A 21,203-nucleotide genomic window follows, 5' to 3' on the forward strand; every position below is an offset into this window, starting at 1 on the left:
GAGTCGGCCGACAGGGCCCTAGAGGGTGTCGTCGGCCGGCGGTTCGCGGTGGCGGTCGGGTTCGCCGTGCCTGCGTACCGCGGGGCCCGCGGTGTGGTCGGGGTGCCCGCGGGTCCGGCGGGCCGCCTTCATCGCCGCCTCGTGCAGGTGGGCGCGGCCGTCGGCCAGCTCGTCGACCGCGGCCTGCTCCAGCTGCCGGAACGGCTCGTAGTAGGTCGCCTCGTAGGCGTCGACGATCTGGAACGTCCAGTGGTCCGGGATCACGTTCCGGCCGAGGATCTCGGTGGCGACCCGGTCGGCCCATCCGGGGTGGCCGGCCCTGCGCAGCAGCTCGACGGCCCGGTCGAGTTCGCGGTCGGCCGTGCCCGTGAGCTGGTGGAAGGAGTAGAGGTGGCCCCGGGCGCGCTCGGTCGTCTCCCGGGCCTTCGACAGCGCTCCGAGGGCCGCCACGGTGGCGGCGTCGACCTGCCCGGTGGACAGGCGCGTCCCGTCGCCGCCGTCGTCCCCCGACGGTTCGTGCTGCCCGCTCATGACCCAACCCCTCGTGCGTGCGTGTCCGTATCCGGGCCGGGCGCGGGGGCGGCACCACCCGCGCGCCCGGGTGGTGCTTCCCGGGTCCGGCCGCACCGTCGCCGTCCGCCCGCGGGTGACGGCGGGAGGCCGTCCGGGCCGGCTCGGACGTGGCGTTCCGGTGTTCGGTCGGGGCCCGCCGGGCCATTCTCACCGGCGTTCGGCGGGGAGCTGCCCTCCGTCCCCGGCGTGTCGGCGTGAACCGCCCGCCGGCTCGGCGACGTCCCCGTTGTTCAGAACCTCGGCACCGGGGCCTGTTCCGCGACCAGCGCGGCCGCCTCCTGCCGTGTGGCGACGGCGGGCGGGGAGCCGTCCAGCGGCTTGCCCGCCGTCTCCTTCATGAAGGCCACCGCGACGACTCCCACCAGCGCGGCGGCCATGGAGTAGTAGGCGGGCATCAGGTCGCTGCCGGTGACGGAGATCAGGGCGGTGATCACGAGCGGCGTGGTGCCGCCGAAGAGGGAGGCGGAGAGGTTGTAGCCGACGGAGAGTCCGCCGTAGCGCACCGGGGTCGGGAAGAGCGCGGGCAGGGCCGCGGACATGGTGCCCAGCAGGCACACCAGCGACAGGCCGAGCATCAGCATGCCTGCCGACACCGCTGCCGGGCCGCCCTGTTCGACCAGCAGGAACGCCGGGAGCGACAGGACCAGGAAGCCGAGCATCCCGGTCATCAGCAGCGGCTTGCGGCCCACCCGGTCCGACAGTCTGCCCACCTGGTTGAGGATGAGCATCAGCACGATCATGGTGGCGATGAGCAGGCTCAGGCCGTGAGCCTCGGAGTACCCCATCTCGTCCGACAGGTAGGTCGGCATGTAGGACAGCAGCATGTAGTCGGTGACGTTGTAGGCACCGACCAGGCAGATGCAGAGGATCAGCGTGGGCCAGTACTGCCGGAAGATGACCGCCAGGTCGCCCTTGGCGGCCGTCTCCACCGCCGCCGCCTCGGAGGCCCGGTGCGCGGACTCGCCCTCCAGCTTCCGGAACGCCGGGGTCTCGTCCAGTCTGAGCCGGAGGTACAGGCCGACCAGCCCGATGGGGCCGGCGACCAGGAACGGGACCCGCCAGCCCCAGGCCTCCACTCCGTCGCTGCCCAGCAGCGCGGTGAGCACCGTGACCAGGCCGGAGGCACCGACGTAGCCCGCGAGGGTGCCGAGTTCGAGGAAGCTGCCGAAGTACCCGCGCCGCCGGTCGGGCGCGTACTCGGCGATGAAGGTGGAGGCACCGCCGTACTCCCCGCCGGTGGAGAAGCCCTGCACCAGCCGGAAGAGGATGAGCAGGGCGGGCGCCCCGAAACCGATCACGTCGTAGGACGGGATCAGGCCGATGGAGAAGGTGCCCACCGCCATCATGATCATGGTGAGGGCGAGTACCTTCTTGCGGCCGATCCGGTCGCCCATCGGGCCGAAGACCATGCCGCCGAGCGGGCGGACCAGGAAGGACACCGCGAAGGTCGCGAAGGAGGACAGCAACTGCACGGTGTCGTTCCCGGAGGGGAAGAAGACGTGCCCGATGGTGACGGCGAGATAGCTGTAGATGCCGAAGTCGAACCACTCCATCGCGTTGCCGAGGGAGGCCGCCTTCACCGCCCGCCGCACGGAGTCCTCGTCGGTCACCGTGATGTCCGTGCGCCGCAGTGGCGGGTTCCTGCGCCGCCGCACGGCCCGGAACAGGGCACGGTGGCGGCGAACCGCCGCCGGGTCGGTCGTGATCTGCTCGGGATCGGGCTCACCGATCGCCATCTCACGCTCCTTTTCGCCGAGACCGCTGGTCCCAAGATCCCCTGCTCCGACCTGAAGCGCGCAGACGGGGTACCCGGGAAGAGGGAATCCGTCACCCGTCCGGCCCCGGAGCCGGGCCGGACGGGGCGGGACCCCGGAGACAGCCGGGTGAGCCCGCGGATGCGCTCCGGTCCGGGCGGGGGGCATTCTTGCTGTGTCGCCCCGGGGCGACACCCTCACGAGGCAGGACCGATGACTGGGAGCGCCGCGCACCACTCAGGAGCACCGCGACGGCTGACCGAGCTGCTGACACAGGCGGCGTCGGCTTCGACCAGTGCGGCCGGTGGCCGCGCCGCGGGCGTCTACCTGTGCTCGCGCAGCTCGGGAACGCTGCGGCTGGCCGCGCTCGCGGGACTGCCGGGTGAGCTGTTCAAGCCCTGGTGGCGGGTGCACACGGACCGGGCGTTCCCGGTCGCCGAGGCGCACCGCCTCGGCGCTCCGGTGGTCCTGCCCAACGTCACCGAGGCGATGCGCCGCTACCCGCAGTTCGCGGCCGGCCTGCCGTTCCCGCTCGGCTGCGTCAGCGTGCCGGTCGCCACTCCGGCCCGGTCCTTCGGGGCGCTGGTCGCTCTGCGGCCCTCGGTCGCGGACGCGGACGAACTGACGGGGGCCCGGGACCGGCTGGCCCGGCTCGCCGACGGCCTCGCGGCCGATCTGGGCCGGCTGTCCGGCGCCGGAGCGGACGTCGTCTGGGACGGGCCGCCGATGAGCGTGCGCCCACCGGAGCCCGCGGCGGCACCGGAGCGGATCGGGCGCTTCGCCTGGGACGTGCCGTCCGGTCGGCTCACCGCGGACCGGCAGCTCGCCGGGCTGCTGGGCCTCGCGGTGGACACCCCGCCCGAAACCGCGGAAGCCCTGGCCCGGGGCCTGTGCGCCGCGGACGCGGGACGTCTGCCCCGGCTGCTGCGGGAGGCGGCGGGCGGCGGTCCGCCTCGGCTGCCGGTCCCGGTGCGTACCGCGGGCGGTGCGCTGCTGCTGCTGGACCTGTGGGTGCCGCAGGACGCTGCGGACGCGGGCGGTGCGGCGCGGCGCGTCAGCGGGCTCCTGGTCGACCCGGGGGCGGCCTGGGCGGGCGGGGGAGCCGCCGACCCGCTGCCGGAGGGCGTGTTCTGCCTGGACCGGCTCGGGGAGGTGCGGTACGCCAACCCGAGCGCCGCCAGGCTGCTCGGCACCACGACCGACGGTCTCACGGGGCGGCCGCTGTGGGAGGCCGTGCCCTGGCTGGGGAACGCGGCGAGCGAGGACCATCTGCGGGGCGCACTGCTGTCGACGGAGCCGGTGCACTTCCGGGTCCGCCGTCCGCCCGGCGACGGGCACCGGCAGTACGGGGGCGACTGGTTCGCCCTGTCCGCCTACCCCGGCCCCTCACTGGTGACCTGCACCGTCGTCCCCGCGAACCGGGTGGCCGAACCGCCGGCCGAGGCCCCGGCGCAGGAGGGGGTCCTGCCGGAGCCGGCCGAGGCGGCCCCGCAGTACCGGCCGATCGTGCTGGCGATCGCGCTGAACGAGGCGGTGACCGCACGGCAGGTGTCCGCCGTGGTCGTGCAGGAGCTGCTGCCCGCCTTCGGCGGCCGCCGTCTGGCCATCTACCTGCTGCAGGAGCGGCACCTGTACCTGGCGTGGGAGACCGGGTTCCCTCCGGGCTTCCTGTCCCGGTTCGAGGGAGTGGGGCTGGACGCGAGGCTGCCGGGTGTGGAAACCCTCACCACCGGCCGCCCGCTGTTCTTCGACTCCATGCAGCAGCTCCAGGGCGCCTACCCCGGCATCCCCCTGGACGCGACGGAGGGTGCCCGGGCCTTTCTGCCGCTGATCGCCTCGGGCCGGCCGGTGGGCTCCTGCATCCTCGGCTTCGACCGCTCCCGCAGCTTCAGCACCGAGGAGCGTACGGTCCTGACGGCGCTCGCCGGTCTGATCGCCCACGCGATGGAGAAGGCCCAGCGCTACGACACCGAGGCGGCGCTCGCCCGAGGGCTGCAGCGCGCCCTGCTGCCGCGGCGGCTGTCGGCGCACCCGCGGATGGAGACCGCCGGCCGGTACCTCCCCGGCACCGAGGGCATGGACGTGGGCGGGGACTGGTACGACGTGGTCGAGGCGGGCGAGGACGGGCTCGCGCTGGTCATCGGCGACGTGCAGGGCCACGGCGTGCAGGCGGCGGCCACCATGGGGCAGCTGCGCAGCGCGGTGCGGGCGTTCGCCCTGGGCGACCGCCCGCCCGGCGAGGTGATGAGCGGCGTCAACCACCTGCTGATCGATCTCGATCCGGGCCAGTTCGCGAGCTGCTGCTACGTCCGCCTGGACCCGGCCACGGGCCGGGCCCGTGCGGTGCGGGCCGGGCACCCGCCGCCGCTGCTGCGCCACGCGGACGGGCGTACCCGGGTGGTGGATCTGCCGGTGGGGGTGGTGCTCGGTGTGGAGTCGGGTGCGCACTATCCGGTGGCCGAGCTGTATCTGGAGCCGGGCTCCGTGTTGGCGCTGTACACCGACGGGCTGGTGGAACGGCCCGGCTCCGACATCGACGACGGCATCACCGCGCTGCGCCTGGCCCTGGCGCGCTCCGGCGCCCCGGCGGGGCGGACGGACGGCCGGGCACTGGCGGACCTGGCGGACCGGCTCACCGCGTCGGCCCGGCAGGCCGTCGACCGCCCGGACGACATCGCGCTGCTGCTGGCCACCCGCCGCGCCGAGGGCGACGGGCCCGCCTCCCCCAAGGCCCGGTGAGGCGGAGCCGCGACCGGAGTGCCGGGGTGGACCGGGGCCGCGCGGTGCGGCGGCGTGCGTTGCGGGTCGCCGCGGGCCGGGGCCCTGCTGCCGCGCCGCGCTCAGTAGGCGGCGCGCAGCGTCGCCCACACGGCGTTGCCGCCGGTGCGCGTCGACTGGCCGGTTCCCCAACTGTCCGCGAGTTCCCGGACGATGCACAGTCCGCGCCCGGATTCGTCGTCCGGGCAGGGCCGGCCCGGCGCCGGGCGGCGCGTCGCGGGGTCGTCGTCGTGCACTTCGACCCGGAGGGACCCGTCGGGCAGGAGGGCGACTCCGCACAGGATCCGCGCGCTGAAGGTGTGCACCACGGCGTTGGTGACCAGTTCGGAGACGAGCAGCACCGCGTCACCGCAGAGCTCGGCCGGCATCCGCCATGCGCCCAGGCGTTCACCGACGCCGCGGCGGGCGGCGCGCACGCTCGCGCGGGATGCCGGCAGTTCGAGCCAGTGCGCCCGGTCCGGGCCGACGACGGCGGGGAGCTGGTCAGTCATGTGGGGGGACACGGTGGTCGCCTTCCATCCGGGGACGGGCCGCAGTGAGGGGGGAGCCGGGACACGCAGGGGCGACGGCGACAGCCCGTCCCGGCGGGCGGATTTCGGGAAGCGACCTGCGACCCGAACGCGAGGTCGGCCAACTTCCCTGTGGGGAGCGGAAGTTGACAGGGCGACGCGTGCGTTCGGTGGGATCGCTCACACCCGTAACTATGCTCGCTGCGGACTTCACGGTGCAACCAACTCCCTGATAATTTCAGTCCGGAGGTATCCATCCGGCGGCATCAGCACCGCGCTGCCGGATCCCATCCCGATGACGTGCCGTCAGGAGGCAGTGGCGTGAGTGAGGGTCGTTCGGGTTCAGGTACCAGCGCGCCCACCGTCCTCCGCATGATCCTCGGGCGCCGGTTGCAGGAGCGGCGCAGGAGCGCCGGGGCCTCCCTGGACGACGCGGCCCGGACGCTGCGGGTGAAGTCGCTGACGATCCGCCGGCTGGAGAAGGCGGAGGTCGCCCTCAAACCGCTGTACGTGGAGAGGCTGCTGGAGAGCTACGGGGCCGACCGGCAGGAGGTCGAGGAGTTCGTGGCCCTGGCCGAGCGGGCCAACGAGCCGGGCTGGTGGCACGCGTACCGTGACGTGCTGCCGGGCTGGTTCTCCGCCTACGTCAGTCTGGAGACCGGCGCGAGGACCCTGCGGACCTACGAGCCCCACTACGTCACCGGACTGCTCCAGACGTACGGCTACGCCCGCGCCGTCCTGCGCGGCGGGTTCCCCAACGACACCGAGCGGGAACTGGAACGGCGCATCGACCTGCGGCTGCGGCGGCAGGGTCTGCTGGACGCACCCGACGCGCCGACCCTGTGGGTGGTGATGGAGGAGGCGGTGCTGCACCGCGCGGTCGGCGGGCCGGAGGTGATGCGCGAGCAGATCGACCGGCTCCTGGAGGTCTCCGAACTGGAGCACGTCAGCATCGACGTGGTGCCGTTCTCGGCAGGCGCCCACGTCGGCGCCTGCGCGCCCTTCACCTACTTCCGGTTCGCGGAACCGGAGCTCCCCGACGTCGTCTACAGCGAGATCCTCTCCGCCTCCATGTACCTGGACCAGCGTTCGGACGTCACCGCCCACCTGGAGGCCCACAGCCGGATGTCGCTGTTGACCTCGTCCGGGGACAGCACGGCGCTCTTGCACCGCATGCGCAAGGAGTACTCATGACCATCAGCCACGGCAGCGTCTACAACGGAATACCCGCCACCCGCCTCGGGGAGCGGGGCTGGGAGTGCCCGTGGAGCGGGCCCAACGGCGGCCAGTGCGTGGAGACCAAGCAGCTCCCGGACGGCCGCGTCGCGGTACGCCAGTCGACCGATCCCTCCGGGCCCGCGCTGATCTACACGCGGGAGGAGATCAGCGCGTTCGTGGCCGGGGTCAAGCAGGGCCTCGCCGACCATCTGACGACCGGGTGAACGCCGCTCCGGCCGAGAGAGGCACCGCGCCGCCCGCGCACGACCCGCCGGGCACATCCGGGCGCGCCCACATCACCACCGAAGGGGACAGGATGAGCAGCAACCGGGCCGCACGGGACCTGGACACCAGCAGGCCGCACTCCGCTCGGATGTACGACTACTACCTCGGCGGAAAGGATCACTTCGCGGTCGACGAGCAGGCCGCCGAGACCGTCGCGGCGGCGTACCCGGGCATCTTCGTGTGCGCCCGCGAGAACAGGGCGTTCATGCACCGGGCCACCCGGGTCCTCGCCCGGGAGCACGGGATCCGCCAGTGGCTGGACATCGGCACCGGCATCCCCACCGAGCCGAACCTGCACCAGGTCGCCCAGTCCGTGGTCCCCGACGCCCGGGTCGTCTACGCCGACAACGACCCCCTGGTCCTCAAGTACGCCGAGCGCCTCATGCGCAGCACGCCCCAGGGCCGCACCACCTACGTCGAGGCGGACGTCAACGATCCCGAGGCCCTGCTGAACGCCCCCGAGCTCGCCGAGGTGCTGGACCTGGACCGACCCGTCGCACTGTCCCTCAACGCGCTGATGCACTTCGTCACCGACGAGCAGGACCCGTACGGCATCGTCGGCCGCCTGCTGGCCGTGCTTCCCTCCGGCAGCGCCCTGGCGCTGAGCCACTGCACCCCCGACTTCGCCCCGGACACCTGGCAGAAGGTGACCGACATCTACACCGGTGCGGGCACGTCGGTGCGGTTCCGGTCCCGCGACGACGTCGCCCGTTTCTTCGACGGACTCGAACTGCTCGATCCGGGTGTCGCGGTCGGCCACCGCTGGCGCCCGGACGCGGAACCCGACGGGGCGGGGCCGCTGACGGACGCGGAGGTCAGCCTGTGGACCGGGGTCGGCATCAAGCCCTGAGGACCGCGGGCCGGGGGCGGTCCGCTGCGTGCGGCCGGCGGGGCCCGCGGTCCGGTGCGTGCGTCCGGCCGGACCCGCGGTCCGGTGCGGGGTCCCGCGCGGACCGCGGGCCGCGCGGTGCGGCGGAACGGCAGGGCCGAGGCGCGCACGCGAACTCCGCCGGCGCCCGCCCGTGGGCCGGGGCCGGGGGCGGCGCGCGAGGCGCCCGGGCCGGACGGCGGTCCCCGGGCGGACCGGGCGGACCGGGCGTCCGGGTGCGGCCGAACCGGCTCCGGTGGCGGCGGTCGGTCGCGCGGTGCGCGGTGGACGCGTCCGGCCGCGATCGGGGACGTCTGCTTCCGGGGCCGTTCCCGGCCGGTGCGCCCCCGGTTTCCGGCCGTGCGCCGCACCGGGCGCGGCGGCCGCCCACCGGATGGCCGTCCATCGAACTGGCCGTTCGTCAGGCCTCTAGAATCGTCGCATGGTCCGACTCCTGGGTCGATCCGGGCCCCGGTCGCCCCGTTCCGGCGCGGCAGGCTCCGCGCGCACACCCGACCGCCCCCGCCCCGCCCGCAGGCGGCTGGGACGGCGGGTGAAGCGGCCCGGCGGCAGGCGCGCGGGACTGCGGGCCACGCTCAGCGCCCGCAGTCTGGCCGGACAGGTGTTCCTGTTCCAGGTCGTCGTGGTGCTGCTGCTGATCGGGGCCGCCGTGGTGGCGCTGGTGCTGCGGGCCGAGCGCGACAGCACCCAGGAGGCCCGCAACCGCTCGCTGGCCGTGGCCCAGACGTTCGCCAACTCACCCGGCATCGTGGCGGCGCTGCGCAGCCCGGACCCGACGGCCGTCCTCCAGCCGCGGGCGGAGGCCGCCCGCAAGGCGTCCGACGTGGACTTCATCGTGGTCACGGACCCGGCGGGGATCCGGTACACCCATCCCAAGCCGGACCGCATCGGCAAGAAGTTCGTCGGCAACATCGCGCCCGCGCAGGCCGGCGGCATCGTCGTCGAGGAGATCGACGGCACCATCGGCCGGCTGGTGCAGGCGGTGGTGCCGGTGGAGACACCCGACGGGACGGTGGTGGGGCTGGTCTCCTCGGGGATCACCACACAGCACGTGGGTGGCGCGGCGCAACGGCAGTTTCCGCTGGTGATCGCCGCCGCGGGGGTGGCACTGGCGCTGGCCACCGCGGGCACGGCGCTGATCAGCAGGAGGCTGCTGCGCCAGACCCGGGGTCTGGGGCCCCGCGAGATGACCCGGATGTACGAGCACCACGACGCGGTTCTGCACTCGGTCCGGGAGGGCGTGATCATCGTCGGCGGGGACGGCGAGATGCTCCTCGCGAACGACGAGGCGCACCGGCTGCTGGACCTGCCCGCGGACGCCGAACGCCGCCAGGTCCTGGACCTGGGCCTGGATCCCGGCACCGCCGAGCTGCTGGCCTCGGGGCGGGTCGCCACGGACGAGGTGCACCTGGTGGGCGAGCGGCTGCTGGCGATCAACCAGCGGCCCACGGACCTCACCGGCGGCCCGCCGGGCAGTGTCGCCACCCTGCGGGACTCCACGGAGCTGCGAGCCCTGTCCGGCCGTGCGGAGGCGGCACGGGAGCGCCTGGACCTGCTGTACGACGCGGGCGTGGCCATCGGGACGACTCTGGACGTCACCCGTACGGCCGAGGAGCTGGCGGAGCTCGCCGTCCCCCGGTTCGCCGACTTCGCCACCGTCGACCTCTTCGACACCGTGCTCGGCGGGGAGGAGCCCGAGCCCGGGAGTTCCCTGCGCCGCACGGCGCTCGAAGGGATCAGGGCGGACGTGCCGCTGTACCCGGTGGGCCGGCAGTTCCGGTTCGTCGACTCCTCGCCGCAGGCGCGGAGCATGCGCACCGGACGGGCGGTGGCGGAACCCCGGCTCGTGGACGCGCCGGGCTGGCGGGCGCAGGACCCGGAGCGTTCGGCGCAGGTCATCGAGTTCGGCGTGCACTCGCTGATCACCGTGCCGGTGCGGGCCGGCGCCCTGGTACTGGGCGTGGTCAGCTTCTGGCGTTCCCAGCAGCCCGAGCCGTTCGACTCCGACGAGCTGGCGCTGGCCGAGGAACTGGTGACACGGGCCGCGGTCTCCATCGACAACGCCCGCCGCTTCACCCGGGAGCACGGTCTGGCCGTCACCCTCCAGCGCAGCCTGCTGCCGCGTTCGCTGCCGGCGCAGGACGCGCTGGACATCGCCTACCGCTACCTTCCCGCCCAGGCGGGAGTGGGGGGCGACTGGTTCGACGTGCTGCCGCTGTCCGGGGCCCGGGTGGCACTGGTGGTGGGGGACGTCGTCGGACACGGACTGCACGCGGCCGCCACGATGGGCCGGTTGCGCACCGCCGTGCACAACTTCTCCGCCCTGGACCTGCCGCCGGACGAGCTGCTGGTGCTGCTCGACGAGCTGGTCGGCCGCATCGACCAGGACGAGACGGAGCAGGGAGCGTCCGCCCCGGTCAGCGGTGCGACCTGCCTCTACGCCGTCTACGACCCGGTGAGCAGACGATGCACCGTCGCGCGGGCCGGTCACCCGCCGCCCGCCGTGGTCGGCCCGGACGGGCGTGTCGAGTTCCCGGAGGTGCCGGCCGGTCCCCCGCTGGGACTCGGCGGGCTTCCGTTCGAGACGGCGGAGCTGGCGCTGGAGGAGGGCAGCCGGCTGGTGCTGTACACGGACGGGTTGGTCGAGGACCGGGACCGGGACATCGACAGCGGGCTGGACCTGCTGCGGGACGCCCTGGCAGGGGCGGAGGGCTCGCCGGAGGACACCTGCCGGGCGGTCCTGGAGGCGCTGCTCCCGGCGCGGCCGAACGACGACATCGCGCTGCTGGTCGCCCGCACCCGGGGGCTGGGCTCCGACCGGGTCGCGGAGCGGGAGGTGCCGATGGATCCGGCGGCGGTGAAGGAGGTCCGCGCCTTCGTCACCCGCCGCCTGGCGGAGTGGGACCTGGACGAGCTGTCCTTCACGACGGAACTGGTCCTCAGCGAGCTGGTGACCAATGCGATCCGGTACGGCAGTGCTCCGGTCCGGGTCCGGTTGCTGCGCGGCCGCTCGCTGATCTGCGAGGTTTCCGACGGCAGCAACACCTCTCCGCACCTGCGGTACGCGGCGCTGTCGGACGAGGGAGGGCGGGGCCTGTTCCTGGTGGCGCAGGTCGCCGAGCGGTGGGGGACCCGGTACACCCCCACCGGAAAGATCATCTGGGCGGAGCAGACGCTGCCCTGACCCCCTAACGCGGCTTTGGGCGGTCATAAGACAGCCTTATGAGGTCATAGAGCCGACCCCGGTACCGACTTAGGCTTGCCTTAGCTTAGGCTTCCCGTCGAGTCGTTCCATCGCCCCTCGAAGGGAACCTGATCATGCCCCGCCCCCTGCGGGTAGCCATTGTCGGAGCCGGCCCCGCCGGGATCTACGCCGCCGACGCGCTGCTCAAGTCCGACGTGGCCGCCGGGCCCGGTGTGTCCGTCGACCTGTTCGAGCGGATGCCGGCCCCCTTCGGCCTGATCCGCTACGGCGTCGCCCCCGACCACCCCCGGATCAAGGGCATCGTCACCGCTCTGCACCAGGTACTGGACAAGCCGCAGATCCGCCTCTTCGGCAACGTCGACTACCCGACCGACATCGGCCTGGACGACCTGCGCGACTTCTACGACGCGGTGGTCTTCTCGACCGGCGCGATGTCGGACCGCTCGCTGCCGATCCCCGGCGCCGACCTCGACGGCTCCCACGGCGCGGCCGACTTCGTCTCCTGGTACGACGGCCACCCCGACGTGCCCCGCACCTGGCCGCTGCACGCCGAGAAGGTCGCCGTGCTCGGCGTCGGCAACGTGGCCCTGGACGTGGCCCGCATCCTGGCCAAGACGGCGGACGAACTGCTGCCCACCGAGATCCCGCCGAACGTCCACGACGGACTGAAGGCCAACAAGGCCGTGGAGATCCACGTGTTCGGGCGCCGTGGGCCGGCACAGGCGAAGTTCTCCCCGATGGAGCTGCGCGAACTGGACCACTCCCCCACCATCGAGGTCGTCGTCGACCCCGAGGACATCGACTACGACAAGGGCTCCATCGAGACCCGGCGGGGCAACAAGCAGGCCGACATGGTCGCCAAGACCCTGGAGAACTGGGCGATCCGCGACCCGGGCGACCGCCCGCACAAGCTCTTCCTGCACTTCTTCGAGTCACCGGCCGAGATCCTCGGCGAGGACGGGAAGGTCGCCGGCCTGCGCACCGAGCGGACGGAACTGGACGGCACCGGCAACGTCCGGGGCACCGGCAGGTTCACCGACTGGGACGTCACGGCCGTGTACCGCGCCGTGGGCTACCTGTCCGAGGAGCTGCCGAAGCTGCCCTGGGACGAGGACTCGGGCACCGTCCCGGACGAGGGCGGCCGGGTCGTCGAGGAGAGCGGCGCGCATCTGCAGTCGGTGTACGTCACCGGCTGGATCCGGCGCGGCCCGGTCGGCCTCATCGGCCACACCAAGGGCGACGCCAACGAGGCGGTGGCCAACCTGCTGGACGACCACGCCCACGGGCGCCTGCACACCCCGTCCTCCCCGGACCCGGAGGCCGTGGAGGCGTTCCTGGCCGAGCGCGATGTGCGCTTCACCACCTGGGAGGGCTGGCACCGGCTGGACGCGGCGGAGAAGGCGCTGGGCGAACCGCAGGGCCGCGAGCGCGTGAAGATCGTCGAGCGGGAGGACATGCTCCGGGAGAGCGGGGCGTAGCGCCTCGCCGCACCGCTCCGACGGCGCCGGAGCCGCGCTGCTCCGGTCGGGTGCGGTGCGGGTTCGGTAGCGGGTGCACGGCCCGGTGGTGCGGGATTCCCGGTGCGCGGCAGATGGGTGCACCCGCCGCGGACGGAATGCATCGGTGCGTCCCGTCCCGGGCATGCTGTGAGCGAGGTCACTCGTGGTGGACCGATGGCCTTCCTGACGTCGACCCCTTGCTCGTAGCTCCCCGAAGGACGTGTCGCATTGGCTCTCGCGTACCCTGAAGCCCCCTCGGCCCGCCGCCCCGGCCGCACCTGGACGATCCGCGTGGTCGGCCACCGCGACCGCACCGCCTCCGTCACCTGTTCCTCGGCCTGCGCCATGCCCGCGCGTTCGCGCGACCTCGCGGCGCTGCGCCGCTTCGCCGAGGCTCATGCGGCGGCTCACGCGAGAGCGGCGGCGGTCCGCCCGGACGCCGCCTGCTGGTGCCGGATGCAGCGGTGCTCCGCGCACGAGGGCAGCCGGGTGGGCTGCGCCGGCCCGGTCGTGCTCGTACTGCGCCACGACCCCGCCGTGGGCCAGGTGTGGACGCTCAGCGAGGTGTGCTCGGCGTGCGCCCCGCTGATCAACCACGGTCGTGTGGTGGCCCGTTCCGCTCCGGCGGATCCGGCCAGGGTGCCGGAGCAGCCCCGGCCGGCGGCCGCGCCCTCCCCCGCACCGGCCGGGCATCTGCAGGCGGTGCCGGGCGGCTTCAGCGCCCCCGCCGCCGACGGGGCGACCGGGCGGACGCCGGGCGGGCGGCCCGCTCGCAAGCGCGAAGGCGGGTAGTGACCGCGCCGAGGGCACGATCACGGGCGGCACCGGCACCGCCTCGCACCAACGGACTCGGTCCGCGTGCGTGGACGCGTGCGTGCGGGCACCGGAAGGACGGAGGAGTCGTCTCCGCCGCCCGCGGTGCCGGCGGCTGCGCGTGGGGCGGGCTCCCCGGCGTTCGGCCGGGGGCGGCGCCCGCCCGCACGCGCAGCCTGCTCAGACCTCCAGTTCGGACTCGATCTTGCGCAGTTGGTGCCGGGCCATCGCCAGGTTGGACCGCGAGGAGTCGAGGACGAGGTAGAGGAAGAGCCCCTGGCCGCTGCGGCCCTTCATCAGCCGGATCATGTGGTACTGGGTGTTGAGGGTGATCAGGATGTCCTCGATCTCCTCCTGCAGGCCGAGGTGTTCCATGGTGCGCAGCTTGGCCCGGACCACGTCGGTGTTGCCGGCCGCGGCGACTTCCAGGTTGAAGTCCTTGCTGCCGCCGACCGTGCCGAGTGCCATGCCGCTGGTGTAGTCGACGAGTGCGGCAGCGCTCGCTCCGTCGATGCTGCTGAGGCATTCCTTGAGCGCGGTCTCGAGATTGGCCATGGGTGGTGTCCTTTCGGGTGGGTGGGTGTGCCGGGTTCCGGACCGTGCGTGTGGGCGCGGGCCGGCCGGCGGTATCGGTGCGTCATGCAGGCATGTGGGTCAGTTGCCGGCGCCGGGTTGCAGCGGCCGCCGGGGCTCCCCGGGCATCCGGACGGGGAGCGTGCCGAGGCTGCGGCCCGGCGGCGCGGAGGCTCCCGGACCGCCGGTGGAGGCAGCCGCCCGGGCGTCCCCGTTGTCGAGGCCGGCGGCCACCAGCTCGGCGATCCGCGCACCGCTGCGGCGGCCCTCCAGGTGCAGGCGGCCGACGTTGGCATGCTCGTCGGCGATCAGGGTCAGCACGGCGGAGGGGCCGGCGGCGTAGGTGGCGACGTAGCCTTCGGATCCCCGCACCAGCAGTTCGCGGAAGTGCCCCCGGCCGGCGATGTCGGTCATGCGGTGGGCGACGCCCAGGGCCGCCGCGGTGAGTGCGGAGAGCCCCTCGGCCTCGACACTCTGTACGTCCCGGGCGAGTACGAGGCCGTCGGCACTGGCCGCCAGCGCACCCGTGAGCAGCGGCACACGGGTGCGCAGTCGACGCAGTTCCTTCAGGACGTCGGCCTCGAGGGCCATGACCAGTCTCCTTTCGCCACGCTGTCGGCGTGTGCGGATCACAGGGCCTCCAGGGCGTCTCGGAGCCGTAGCAGCAGGGCGATGTCGGGTTCGTCGCAGGCGGCGACCGCGGGTCCGGAGACGTGTGCGCCGGGCCGCCGCGCGGGTGGCGGCGCCGTGGTGACGAGCCCGGCGGCGGCCAGCCGCCGCAACTCGACGAGGGTGGGGTAGGTACGCCAGGCCAGGGCGGCCGCGATCTGGGCGGCCGTACGCACGCCGTCCACCTCGGCCAGGGCTCGGCTGCGCCGGGCCGGCAGGGTCACGCAGGGCGCGTCCGGAACCCGGGTGAGGGGGACGCGGTCGATGTCCGGTTCGGGCCAGATGCACTGGAGGCGGTCGTGGCGGCGCCGCGACTCGCGTATCACCAGGTCGACGGCGACCGGGCGCACCGCACCGAGCCAGTGCGCGGCTCCCGGCCGGAACCGCGGCGGCCGGCTGTCGCTGCTGAGGGCGAAGTAGGCCGCGTCGAAGAGCACTCCCAGGTGGCACAGCTCCAGCGCGCCCGCGCTGAGGCGTCCGCTGTCGACGAGGCGCCGTCCCACCCGCCGCTGCACGCCGCTCTCCTCGACCGCCTCCTGCCAGCCGACCGGGTCGACTGCGCCGCTGCCGGTGAGCAGCGCCTTCAGCCCCGGGGCGAGCGGGGACTCCGCGTGCCCGATCCGGCCGGCCACCAGGTAGAGCGTGCCGCGGTCGTTGGAGAGGGCGCCGGTCGCGGCCTGGGCCGACAGCTCGCACAGGGAGCGGAGCAGGGGCGCCGCGGTTGAGGTGGTCGTCATCCCAGCACCAGCCCGTGCGCCGTCTCGGCGAGTCGGATGCGGGCCAGGGCCAGGTTTCCGTCGATGCGGTCCACCCACAGGTGGAGGAACACGCTGCTGTCGAAGGGCGTGTCCACGAACCTCAGCACGTGGTAGGCATCCTGGGTCGTGACGACCAGGTCCTCGACGGGCCGCTCGTCCTGCGGCGGCGCCGTCCCGCTCCCGGTGACCGGGGTGAAGGCCCGGCTCTCCAGGGCCGAGCGGGCCAGCTCGGCCGCCTCCGCGGCGGCCGCCTCGTGGTCACCGCCCGGCGGGTCACCGATCGTGCCCAGGGCGAGTCCGCTGATCCAGTCCACCACCGACGCACCCCGCGCACCGGGTATGCGCATGGCGTGCAGCAGGCTCTCGTCGATTCCGGGCACGCCGAACCCCCTCACCTCGCACGGCTGCTCCACGGATGTGTGACCCTGACACTACGGAACGTGGCGACGGCCGACGGGATCTTTGGAATTTTCCGCTGGAACATGCCCGTGAGCGCGTCACCTTTTGGTATAGGGCACTCGAACGGGGGCCGGCGGCGGGCGGGGGCCGAACGGGCAGGACCCGCCCCGTTGCGGATGGTGGGCGGGCCCTGTCCGCCCGGCCGATTGTGGCGTGCCGGCAGCGTGCGGCGACACGGGGTGCGCGCGGTGGGCCCCGGTGCGTGGCGCGCACCCGGGCGAGGCGGCGCGTGTCCCGTGTGCGGTCCGCAGGTGGCCTCGGCCGGATCCCCCCGGTGACCCGCCGGGCGCCCGGTCCCCGACCGGGGATGCGGGCACGGGCCGTCGCCGTTCGGGGCTCCGCCGCACGGCCGCGACCCCGTGCCCGCGACCCCGTGCCCGCGACCGTCGGGCCCCCGCCCGACCAGGTCGGGCTCAGGGCGACGATACTGGCGGGCGTACACATTCCGCCGTATCCCGAACGGACCCATGCCGACCTCTTCCGACCGTCCCCCGACCCCCGCCACGGTGTGGCCGGCCCGCGGCCGCGCGGCCGGTCCCCACCCGGCCGGTACCGTCCGCCGGCACCTGCGCCGGCTCAAGGACCGCGGGGCCGTCCACGACTACCTGGAACTGCCCGGAGACGAGACGACGCCCGGGCGGACGGCCTTCGAGGCGCGCTGGGCGGTGGCGGACGGGGTGACCGTACGATCCCGTACCGAGGTCGCGGACCGGGCGGACGGACAGGCGGACTGGCTGCTGGTCGCGGAGGCGGAGCGCTCCTGGGACGACGAGTGGCCCTCGCCTCTCGAGATGTTCTGGCCCCCGGAGCCGGACGGCGGCGGTCCGCACGCCTCCACGGCCGGGTCGCGGTTCCTGGTCGCCAACACCCTTCCGGAGGACGAGAGGGAGCTGCGCCGCGCACTGCGGGCGGCCGGGCGCGACAGCTGGGCGATCCATGTCGTGGTCCACGAGGCCATGACACCCGACGAACGCGGCCGCGCACCGCTCACCCGGTTCCTGCCGCCCGGGTTGCGCCACCGGGTGGTGGAGCACCGTGCCGCGCCGCACCAACTGCGTTCGGTCAACTGGGCGCTGCGCGAGTTCGCGGTGGAGGTGCCGCGCGGCGGTGCCGTGGTACTGCCGGGCGTCCCCGCTCCGCCCGGTTGCGATCCGGTGGACCTCTCCGTGCGCAGCGTGTTCCTGGACGGCGGTGAACCCACCGAACTGATCGGCACGGTGCTGCGGTTCGCCGCGCTGCCGAGGCGCCTGCCGGAAGGTGCGGAGGATGCGCTGGAGGCGCTGCGCGGCCAGTGGCACCTGCTGACCGTGGAGGAGCAACTGGTACGGGAGCGGGGGCTCGTGGCGATGTACGCCGAGGCGCTGGAGGCGATGACGCGTTCCCGCGACCTGTACCGGGAGGCCGCCGAGCGGGCCCACGAGGCGCTGGCGGCCTACCGGGAGGCTGCCGGGGAGCCGCAGCCGGCCGACTCCCACCCCCCGGCCGGGCCACCGGCCCCGCATCTGACCCGCACCCTGGAGCGGCTCAGGGGAACCGTCCGGGCACTGCGCCCCCCGGCACTGCCGAAGGGCTCCGGCGACGCGGCCGGCACTCCGGCCTCCGGCGACGTCACGGACGAGGACACCGGCGCCGGCGAGGGGTGAACGGGGGCACCGCGCACCGCGGTCGGTGCGGCCTGCGACGACGGCGGACGGGACGGCGGCCCCGCCGGGTCCGCCCCGGCTTCCCGGCGTGCGCCCGGTGCGGGAGGACGCCCCGTGCCGCGTCCGGCCCCGCCGGTTCGCGGGGGGCGCCGGGGCTTGGGCCGTGTCCCGCGGATCAGGACGGGTGGGTGCGGCCCGGTGCGTCCGGCCGCGAGGCGGGCAGCGGCCGGCGCGGGCGCCCGCCGGTGCACGCCGGGCTGACCGGAGGAGGTCTCGACGCGGGGCGCCGGCAGCCGGCGGCAGCGCCGCGGAAGGGCGTGCCGCGCCCCGCGTCCGGGGTCCGACCCACCGGGACCGACCCCGACCGCTCCCTACTCCGGGCCGGGCGTGCGGGGCGCCGGACGGGCGCCGAGCACGACCGGGTCGGTCCGGGTGTGCGCCGCGTCGGCGGCCCCGGGGGTGGGTGCCCGCTCCTCTCCGGGGACGAGCAGCGCGGTCAGCGCGGCCAGCGCGGCCGTCGCGGCCACCGGGCCCGCGAGCCAGGTCGGCGCGGCGGTGATGTCCAACGACCGTGCCAGGGCGGTCGCGTGTACCGGACCCACGAGGAGCTGGGCCGCCACGAGGGCAGCGGGGACCGCGACGGCCGTGTACAGCAGTGCGCGCGCGGTGTGCAGGGTCAGCAGCAGGGCCAGTACCAGGCAGGCTCCGGACAGCCCCAGGGCCAGCCCGTAGACGCTCGGTGGTGCTCCGTCGCGGTGCAGCGGGAAGTACGACGCTCCGCACAGGGCGAGCACCACGACGGTGAGCCGTCCCGTCCAGGGGGCGGGGCCGGCCGTGCGGGCCGCGGACCCGGCGGCCGCGTCCGCTGTCGTGCGGGGGGCCTGCGAGCGATGCGGGGGCGGCGCCGGGGTGGCGGGCGGGGCGCCTGCGGTCCCGCGTTCCCTGGACAGGCGGCCTATGAGGTCCGCCAGTTCCTCCACGGGCCTGCCGGTCGCGGCGGCCTGGACCGCCTGGGCGCCGCGGGACTGCTCCCGCGGTGCCCGGTGCAGCAGCGCCATCAGGCGGGTGACCTCGTCGACGGGGCGCTGTTCGGCCGCGGCGCGGATCATGCGCACGGCGTCCTCCTCGGAGTGCGGTGGCCGCGACAGGACCGCGGCCAGTCGGGCGACGTCCTCCACCGGCCGGTCCGTCCCGACCGCGCACAGCATCTCCGCGACCGGGCCGATGCCGTCGCCGGACTCCGCCAGCAGGGCGATCAGCCGCGCGACGTCCTCGAGCGGCCGCTGCGCCGCTGCGGCGTGCAGCAGCCCGTCGACGGGGTCGGCGTAGTCGGAGCCGTTCCGGGGCGGCCCGCCGGGTGCGGGACCGACCGGCACCCGGGTGCCGGGCGGCGCGGCGGCAGGCCCGTCCGGGTACGGCCGACCGGCTGCGGCGGGCGCCGGGGAGGGCGCGGGGGCGCTGTGGAGCGTGTCGGCGGCTGCTTGTGACGGGGCGGAAGCGGCAGGCTCGGCGTCGTCCGGCGAGCCGGGGTCGGCAGCGGCCGCCGAGGGGGGCGGCGGTGCTCCGGCGCCGGCTTGCGCCGAGGCGCCGGCGGGATCGGGGACGGCCGTGGCGGGCCGGGCCGGTCCGGGGGTGGAAGAGCGGGTGATCATGCTTGGCTCTCTCTGAAGGGTGCGTGACGCGGCTGGGGCCCCCGACAGCGACACGCGGCTTGACCCTGCCCATTACGGGGCTGCTCCGTCCGTGATCGCCACTTGGCCGTGGCACACGTGTGAGGACCGCGTCCCAAACGGGAATCCGACCCTCGGAAGCGGGGGAACAGCGGACACGGCGCGGCACACCGCGCAAGGGAGGGCCCGTGGATTCGACCACCACGCTCGTCGCCGTCGCCTCGGTCGTGGCGGCGGTGTTCGCCGTGGCCGTCGCCGTGCTCGTGCGGCTGGTCCGCGCGCGACGGGATCTCAGGAGAGCCGGACTCCCCACGGGTCCGCGCTGGGTCTTCTGGGGTGCGGTGCTGTACTTCGTCCTGCCGACCGACCTGCTGCCCGACCCGGTCTACCTGGACGACATCGGGGTACTGCTGCTCGCGCTGCGCACCCTGCACCGGTACCCCGAGCCGCCCGAAAGCCTGCGCTGACCGGCCTGTTGCTCCCCTGTTCCGCACCGCTCGGCACGCTGCACGCGACGAACGACGATGTCCGACTCCGCGCTGATCACGCAGAGTAAGGAAACCAATCACCCGTTCGATTCGTATAAGTGACTGGAGGTCGCTGGAATGCGCTGGTCCAAGTGGTGCCCCGCAACGGCAGCACTTGTTCGAGGCAGTACCGACTAGGGAGAGACGATGCAACCGTTCGCACTCAACTACGCACGCACAGCAGCGGAGTTGGAGTTCGCTGCGCCCTACACCTATGACTCCGGGCTGCAGTTGAACGTGCTTGCTGACGGCCGGATAGCAGCTCGTGACCATGCGTTGCTGAGAGAACTGGGAACCACCACGTCGACCGCGGGTTCGAAAACCCACTTCGACGACTGAACACGAGCCCCCGACGATGACCGTATTGATCCTGACCTCTGAAGACGATGTCACGGCGGACATGGTGGTGGTCCACCTCAACACCGCCGGCGTCCCGGTGGTCCGGCTCGATCCCGCCGACCTGACGAGCGGCGTCGCCCTCTCCGGCGAATACGTCCACGGCGCCTTCAGCGGACATCTGTCCGCCGCGGGACGCCTGGTGAGCCTCGACGGCCTGCGGTCCGTGTGGGTCCGCAGGCCCGGTTCCGCGGCCGCGCGGGCGGCCGCACCCTCGGCCTGGCTGACCGAGGAGTCGGCACAAGCCCTGTACGGAATGCTCCGCGGCACGCCCGCGCGCTGGATGAACCACCCGGACGCGGCCCGCCGCGCCCGGCACAAGCCATGGCAACTGAGACACGCCCAGTACAGCGGACTGCCCGTACCGGCCACGCTGATCACGACGTTCCCGCAGGCCGCGCGGGAGTTCGCGGAGCGCTACCCGGATCTGGTGGTGAAACCGGTCTCGGGCGCGCACCCGCAGGACCCTCCGCGGGCGGTGCCGACCAGCCGTGTCGCGCCCGGCACCGACTTCGCGGCCGTGGCGTACGGTCCGACGCTGCTGCAGCGCAGGATCGCCAAGCAGGCGGACGTGCGGCTGACGGCAGTCGGGGAGTGCCTGCTGGCCGCCCGCAAGGCAGCAGACCCCGACGCCGGCCCCGAGTCGGTGGACGTCCGCTTCGCCCCCTCGGACGCACCGTGGCAGCCGGTGCAGGTGCCCCCGCGGGTGGCGGAAGCCGTGCACACCTACCTCCGGGAGGCCGAACTGGCATACGGGGCGTTCGACTTCGCCGAGGACTCCGACGGGACTTGGTGGTTCCTGGAGTGCAACCAGTCCGGCCAGTTCGGTTTCGTGGAGGTGGAGACGGGTCAGCCGATCGCCCGCAGCATCGCCCGCTGGCTGGGGAGCCCCGCTCCGGACGAACGGCCGGAGCGGGGCGCCGAAACCGGCACCCCGCTGCCCTGAGGCCTCACCGGCCCGCCCCGCGGGCCCGTTCCGACCGCG

The 21,203-nt window shown here is 74.2% G+C and carries 19 protein-coding genes; 11 read left to right on the forward strand and 8 right to left on the reverse strand.

Annotated elements, in window-relative coordinates; translation table 11 throughout:
• Positions 1 to 18: 18 nt before the first annotated feature.
• Both ACL02U_RS03150 and ACL02U_RS03155 read right to left on the reverse strand, forming a co-directional pair.
• The gene (locus ACL02U_RS03150; protein WP_412789033.1) at positions 19 to 531 is read right to left on the reverse strand and encodes a hypothetical protein; all 513 of its coding nucleotides are present in this window, start codon (positions 529 to 531) and stop codon (positions 19 to 21) included.
• A gap of 272 nt (positions 532 to 803) precedes the next feature.
• The gene (locus ACL02U_RS03155) at positions 804 to 2,309 is read right to left on the reverse strand and encodes an MFS transporter (RefSeq protein WP_412789034.1); all 1,506 of its coding nucleotides are present in this window, start codon (positions 2,307 to 2,309) and stop codon (positions 804 to 806) included.
• 231 nt (positions 2,310 to 2,540) lie between these two features.
• Here ACL02U_RS03155 and ACL02U_RS03160 point away from each other — a divergent pair, with 231 nt between their 5' ends.
• On the forward strand, positions 2,541 to 5,066 hold the full coding sequence (locus tag ACL02U_RS03160; RefSeq protein ID WP_412789035.1) for a SpoIIE family protein phosphatase: 2,526 nt from the start codon (positions 2,541 to 2,543) through the stop codon (positions 5,064 to 5,066).
• 101 nt (positions 5,067 to 5,167) lie between these two features.
• Here the strand turns inward: ACL02U_RS03160 and ACL02U_RS03165 are convergent, their stop codons facing one another.
• Positions 5,168 to 5,596 (reverse strand): ATP-binding protein, encoded by a 429-nt coding sequence (locus ACL02U_RS03165; protein WP_412789036.1) that lies wholly within the window; start codon positions 5,594 to 5,596, stop codon positions 5,168 to 5,170.
• 339 nt (positions 5,597 to 5,935) lie between these two features.
• Between ACL02U_RS03165 and ACL02U_RS03170 the strand changes: the two genes are divergently transcribed.
• From ACL02U_RS03170 to ACL02U_RS03195, 6 genes are all read left to right on the forward strand, one after another.
• Positions 5,936 to 6,808: a helix-turn-helix domain-containing protein gene (locus tag ACL02U_RS03170; protein WP_412789037.1), complete on the forward strand. Its 873-nt coding sequence runs from the start codon at positions 5,936 to 5,938 to the stop codon at positions 6,806 to 6,808.
• Positions 6,805 to 7,056, forward strand: a complete 252-nt coding sequence (locus ACL02U_RS03175; protein ID WP_412789038.1) for a DUF397 domain-containing protein — start codon at positions 6,805 to 6,807, stop codon at positions 7,054 to 7,056. Before ACL02U_RS03170 ends, ACL02U_RS03175 begins: the two co-directional genes overlap by 4 nt.
• Positions 7,057 to 7,148: 92 nt before the next feature.
• A complete protein-coding gene (locus ACL02U_RS03180) occupies positions 7,149 to 7,967 on the forward strand; it encodes an SAM-dependent methyltransferase (protein WP_412789039.1) in 819 nt (272 codons plus the stop codon).
• 460 nt (positions 7,968 to 8,427) lie between these two features.
• Entirely contained in the window at positions 8,428 to 11,190 is a 2,763-nt protein-coding gene (locus tag ACL02U_RS03185; RefSeq protein ID WP_412789040.1) for a SpoIIE family protein phosphatase, read from the forward strand.
• A 134-nt stretch (positions 11,191 to 11,324) separates the two neighbouring features.
• Positions 11,325 to 12,689 (forward strand): FAD-dependent oxidoreductase, encoded by a 1,365-nt coding sequence (locus ACL02U_RS03190; RefSeq protein ID WP_412789041.1) that lies wholly within the window; start codon positions 11,325 to 11,327, stop codon positions 12,687 to 12,689.
• Between the two features lie 249 nt (positions 12,690 to 12,938).
• The gene (locus ACL02U_RS03195) at positions 12,939 to 13,502 is read left to right on the forward strand and encodes a hypothetical protein (RefSeq protein ID WP_412789042.1); all 564 of its coding nucleotides are present in this window, start codon (positions 12,939 to 12,941) and stop codon (positions 13,500 to 13,502) included.
• 201 nt (positions 13,503 to 13,703) lie between these two features.
• Here ACL02U_RS03195 and ACL02U_RS03200 read toward each other — a convergent pair whose 3' ends face one another.
• The 4 genes from ACL02U_RS03200 to ACL02U_RS03215 form a co-directional block, all read right to left on the reverse strand.
• Positions 13,704 to 14,078: a hypothetical protein gene (locus ACL02U_RS03200; RefSeq protein ID WP_412789043.1), complete on the reverse strand. Its 375-nt coding sequence runs from the start codon at positions 14,076 to 14,078 to the stop codon at positions 13,704 to 13,706.
• Between the two features lie 99 nt (positions 14,079 to 14,177).
• Positions 14,178 to 14,687: a roadblock/LC7 domain-containing protein gene (locus tag ACL02U_RS03205; RefSeq protein WP_412789044.1), complete on the reverse strand. Its 510-nt coding sequence runs from the start codon at positions 14,685 to 14,687 to the stop codon at positions 14,178 to 14,180.
• Positions 14,688 to 14,725: 38 nt separating this feature from the next.
• Complete coding sequence (locus tag ACL02U_RS03210) at positions 14,726 to 15,502, reverse strand: hypothetical protein (RefSeq protein WP_412789045.1); 777 nt, start codon at positions 15,500 to 15,502, stop codon at positions 14,726 to 14,728.
• Positions 15,499 to 15,903: a hypothetical protein gene (locus ACL02U_RS03215; protein ID WP_412789046.1), complete on the reverse strand. Its 405-nt coding sequence runs from the start codon at positions 15,901 to 15,903 to the stop codon at positions 15,499 to 15,501. Before ACL02U_RS03215 ends, ACL02U_RS03210 begins: the two co-directional genes overlap by 4 nt.
• A 546-nt stretch (positions 15,904 to 16,449) precedes the next feature.
• Here ACL02U_RS03215 and ACL02U_RS03220 point away from each other — a divergent pair.
• Positions 16,450 to 17,625, forward strand: coding sequence for a hypothetical protein (locus tag ACL02U_RS03220; RefSeq protein WP_412789047.1), 1,176 nt, complete (start codon positions 16,450 to 16,452; stop codon positions 17,623 to 17,625).
• A gap of 371 nt (positions 17,626 to 17,996) precedes the next feature.
• Here the strand turns inward: ACL02U_RS03220 and ACL02U_RS03225 are convergent, their stop codons facing one another.
• The gene (locus ACL02U_RS03225; protein WP_412789048.1) at positions 17,997 to 19,277 is read right to left on the reverse strand and encodes a hypothetical protein; all 1,281 of its coding nucleotides are present in this window, start codon (positions 19,275 to 19,277) and stop codon (positions 17,997 to 17,999) included.
• Between the two features lie 206 nt (positions 19,278 to 19,483).
• Between ACL02U_RS03225 and ACL02U_RS03230 the strand changes: the two genes are divergently transcribed.
• The 3 genes from ACL02U_RS03230 to tgmB all read left to right on the forward strand — a co-directional run bounded on the left by ACL02U_RS03230 (position 19,484) and on the right by tgmB (position 21,164).
• Positions 19,484 to 19,762 (forward strand): YkvA family protein, encoded by a 279-nt coding sequence (locus ACL02U_RS03230; RefSeq protein WP_412789049.1) that lies wholly within the window; start codon positions 19,484 to 19,486, stop codon positions 19,760 to 19,762.
• A gap of 207 nt (positions 19,763 to 19,969) precedes the next feature.
• Positions 19,970 to 20,161 (forward strand): putative ATP-grasp-modified RiPP, encoded by a 192-nt coding sequence (gene tgmA, locus ACL02U_RS03235; RefSeq protein WP_412789050.1) that lies wholly within the window; start codon positions 19,970 to 19,972, stop codon positions 20,159 to 20,161.
• A 16-nt stretch (positions 20,162 to 20,177) separates the two neighbouring features.
• Positions 20,178 to 21,164: an ATP-grasp ribosomal peptide maturase gene (gene tgmB, locus ACL02U_RS03240; protein ID WP_412789051.1), complete on the forward strand. Its 987-nt coding sequence runs from the start codon at positions 20,178 to 20,180 to the stop codon at positions 21,162 to 21,164.
• Positions 21,165 to 21,203 lie beyond the last annotated feature (39 nt).

It is taken from the genome of Streptomyces sp. MS06 (assembly GCF_047200655.1).
GTDB lineage: Bacteria > Actinomycetota > Actinomycetes > Streptomycetales > Streptomycetaceae > Streptomyces.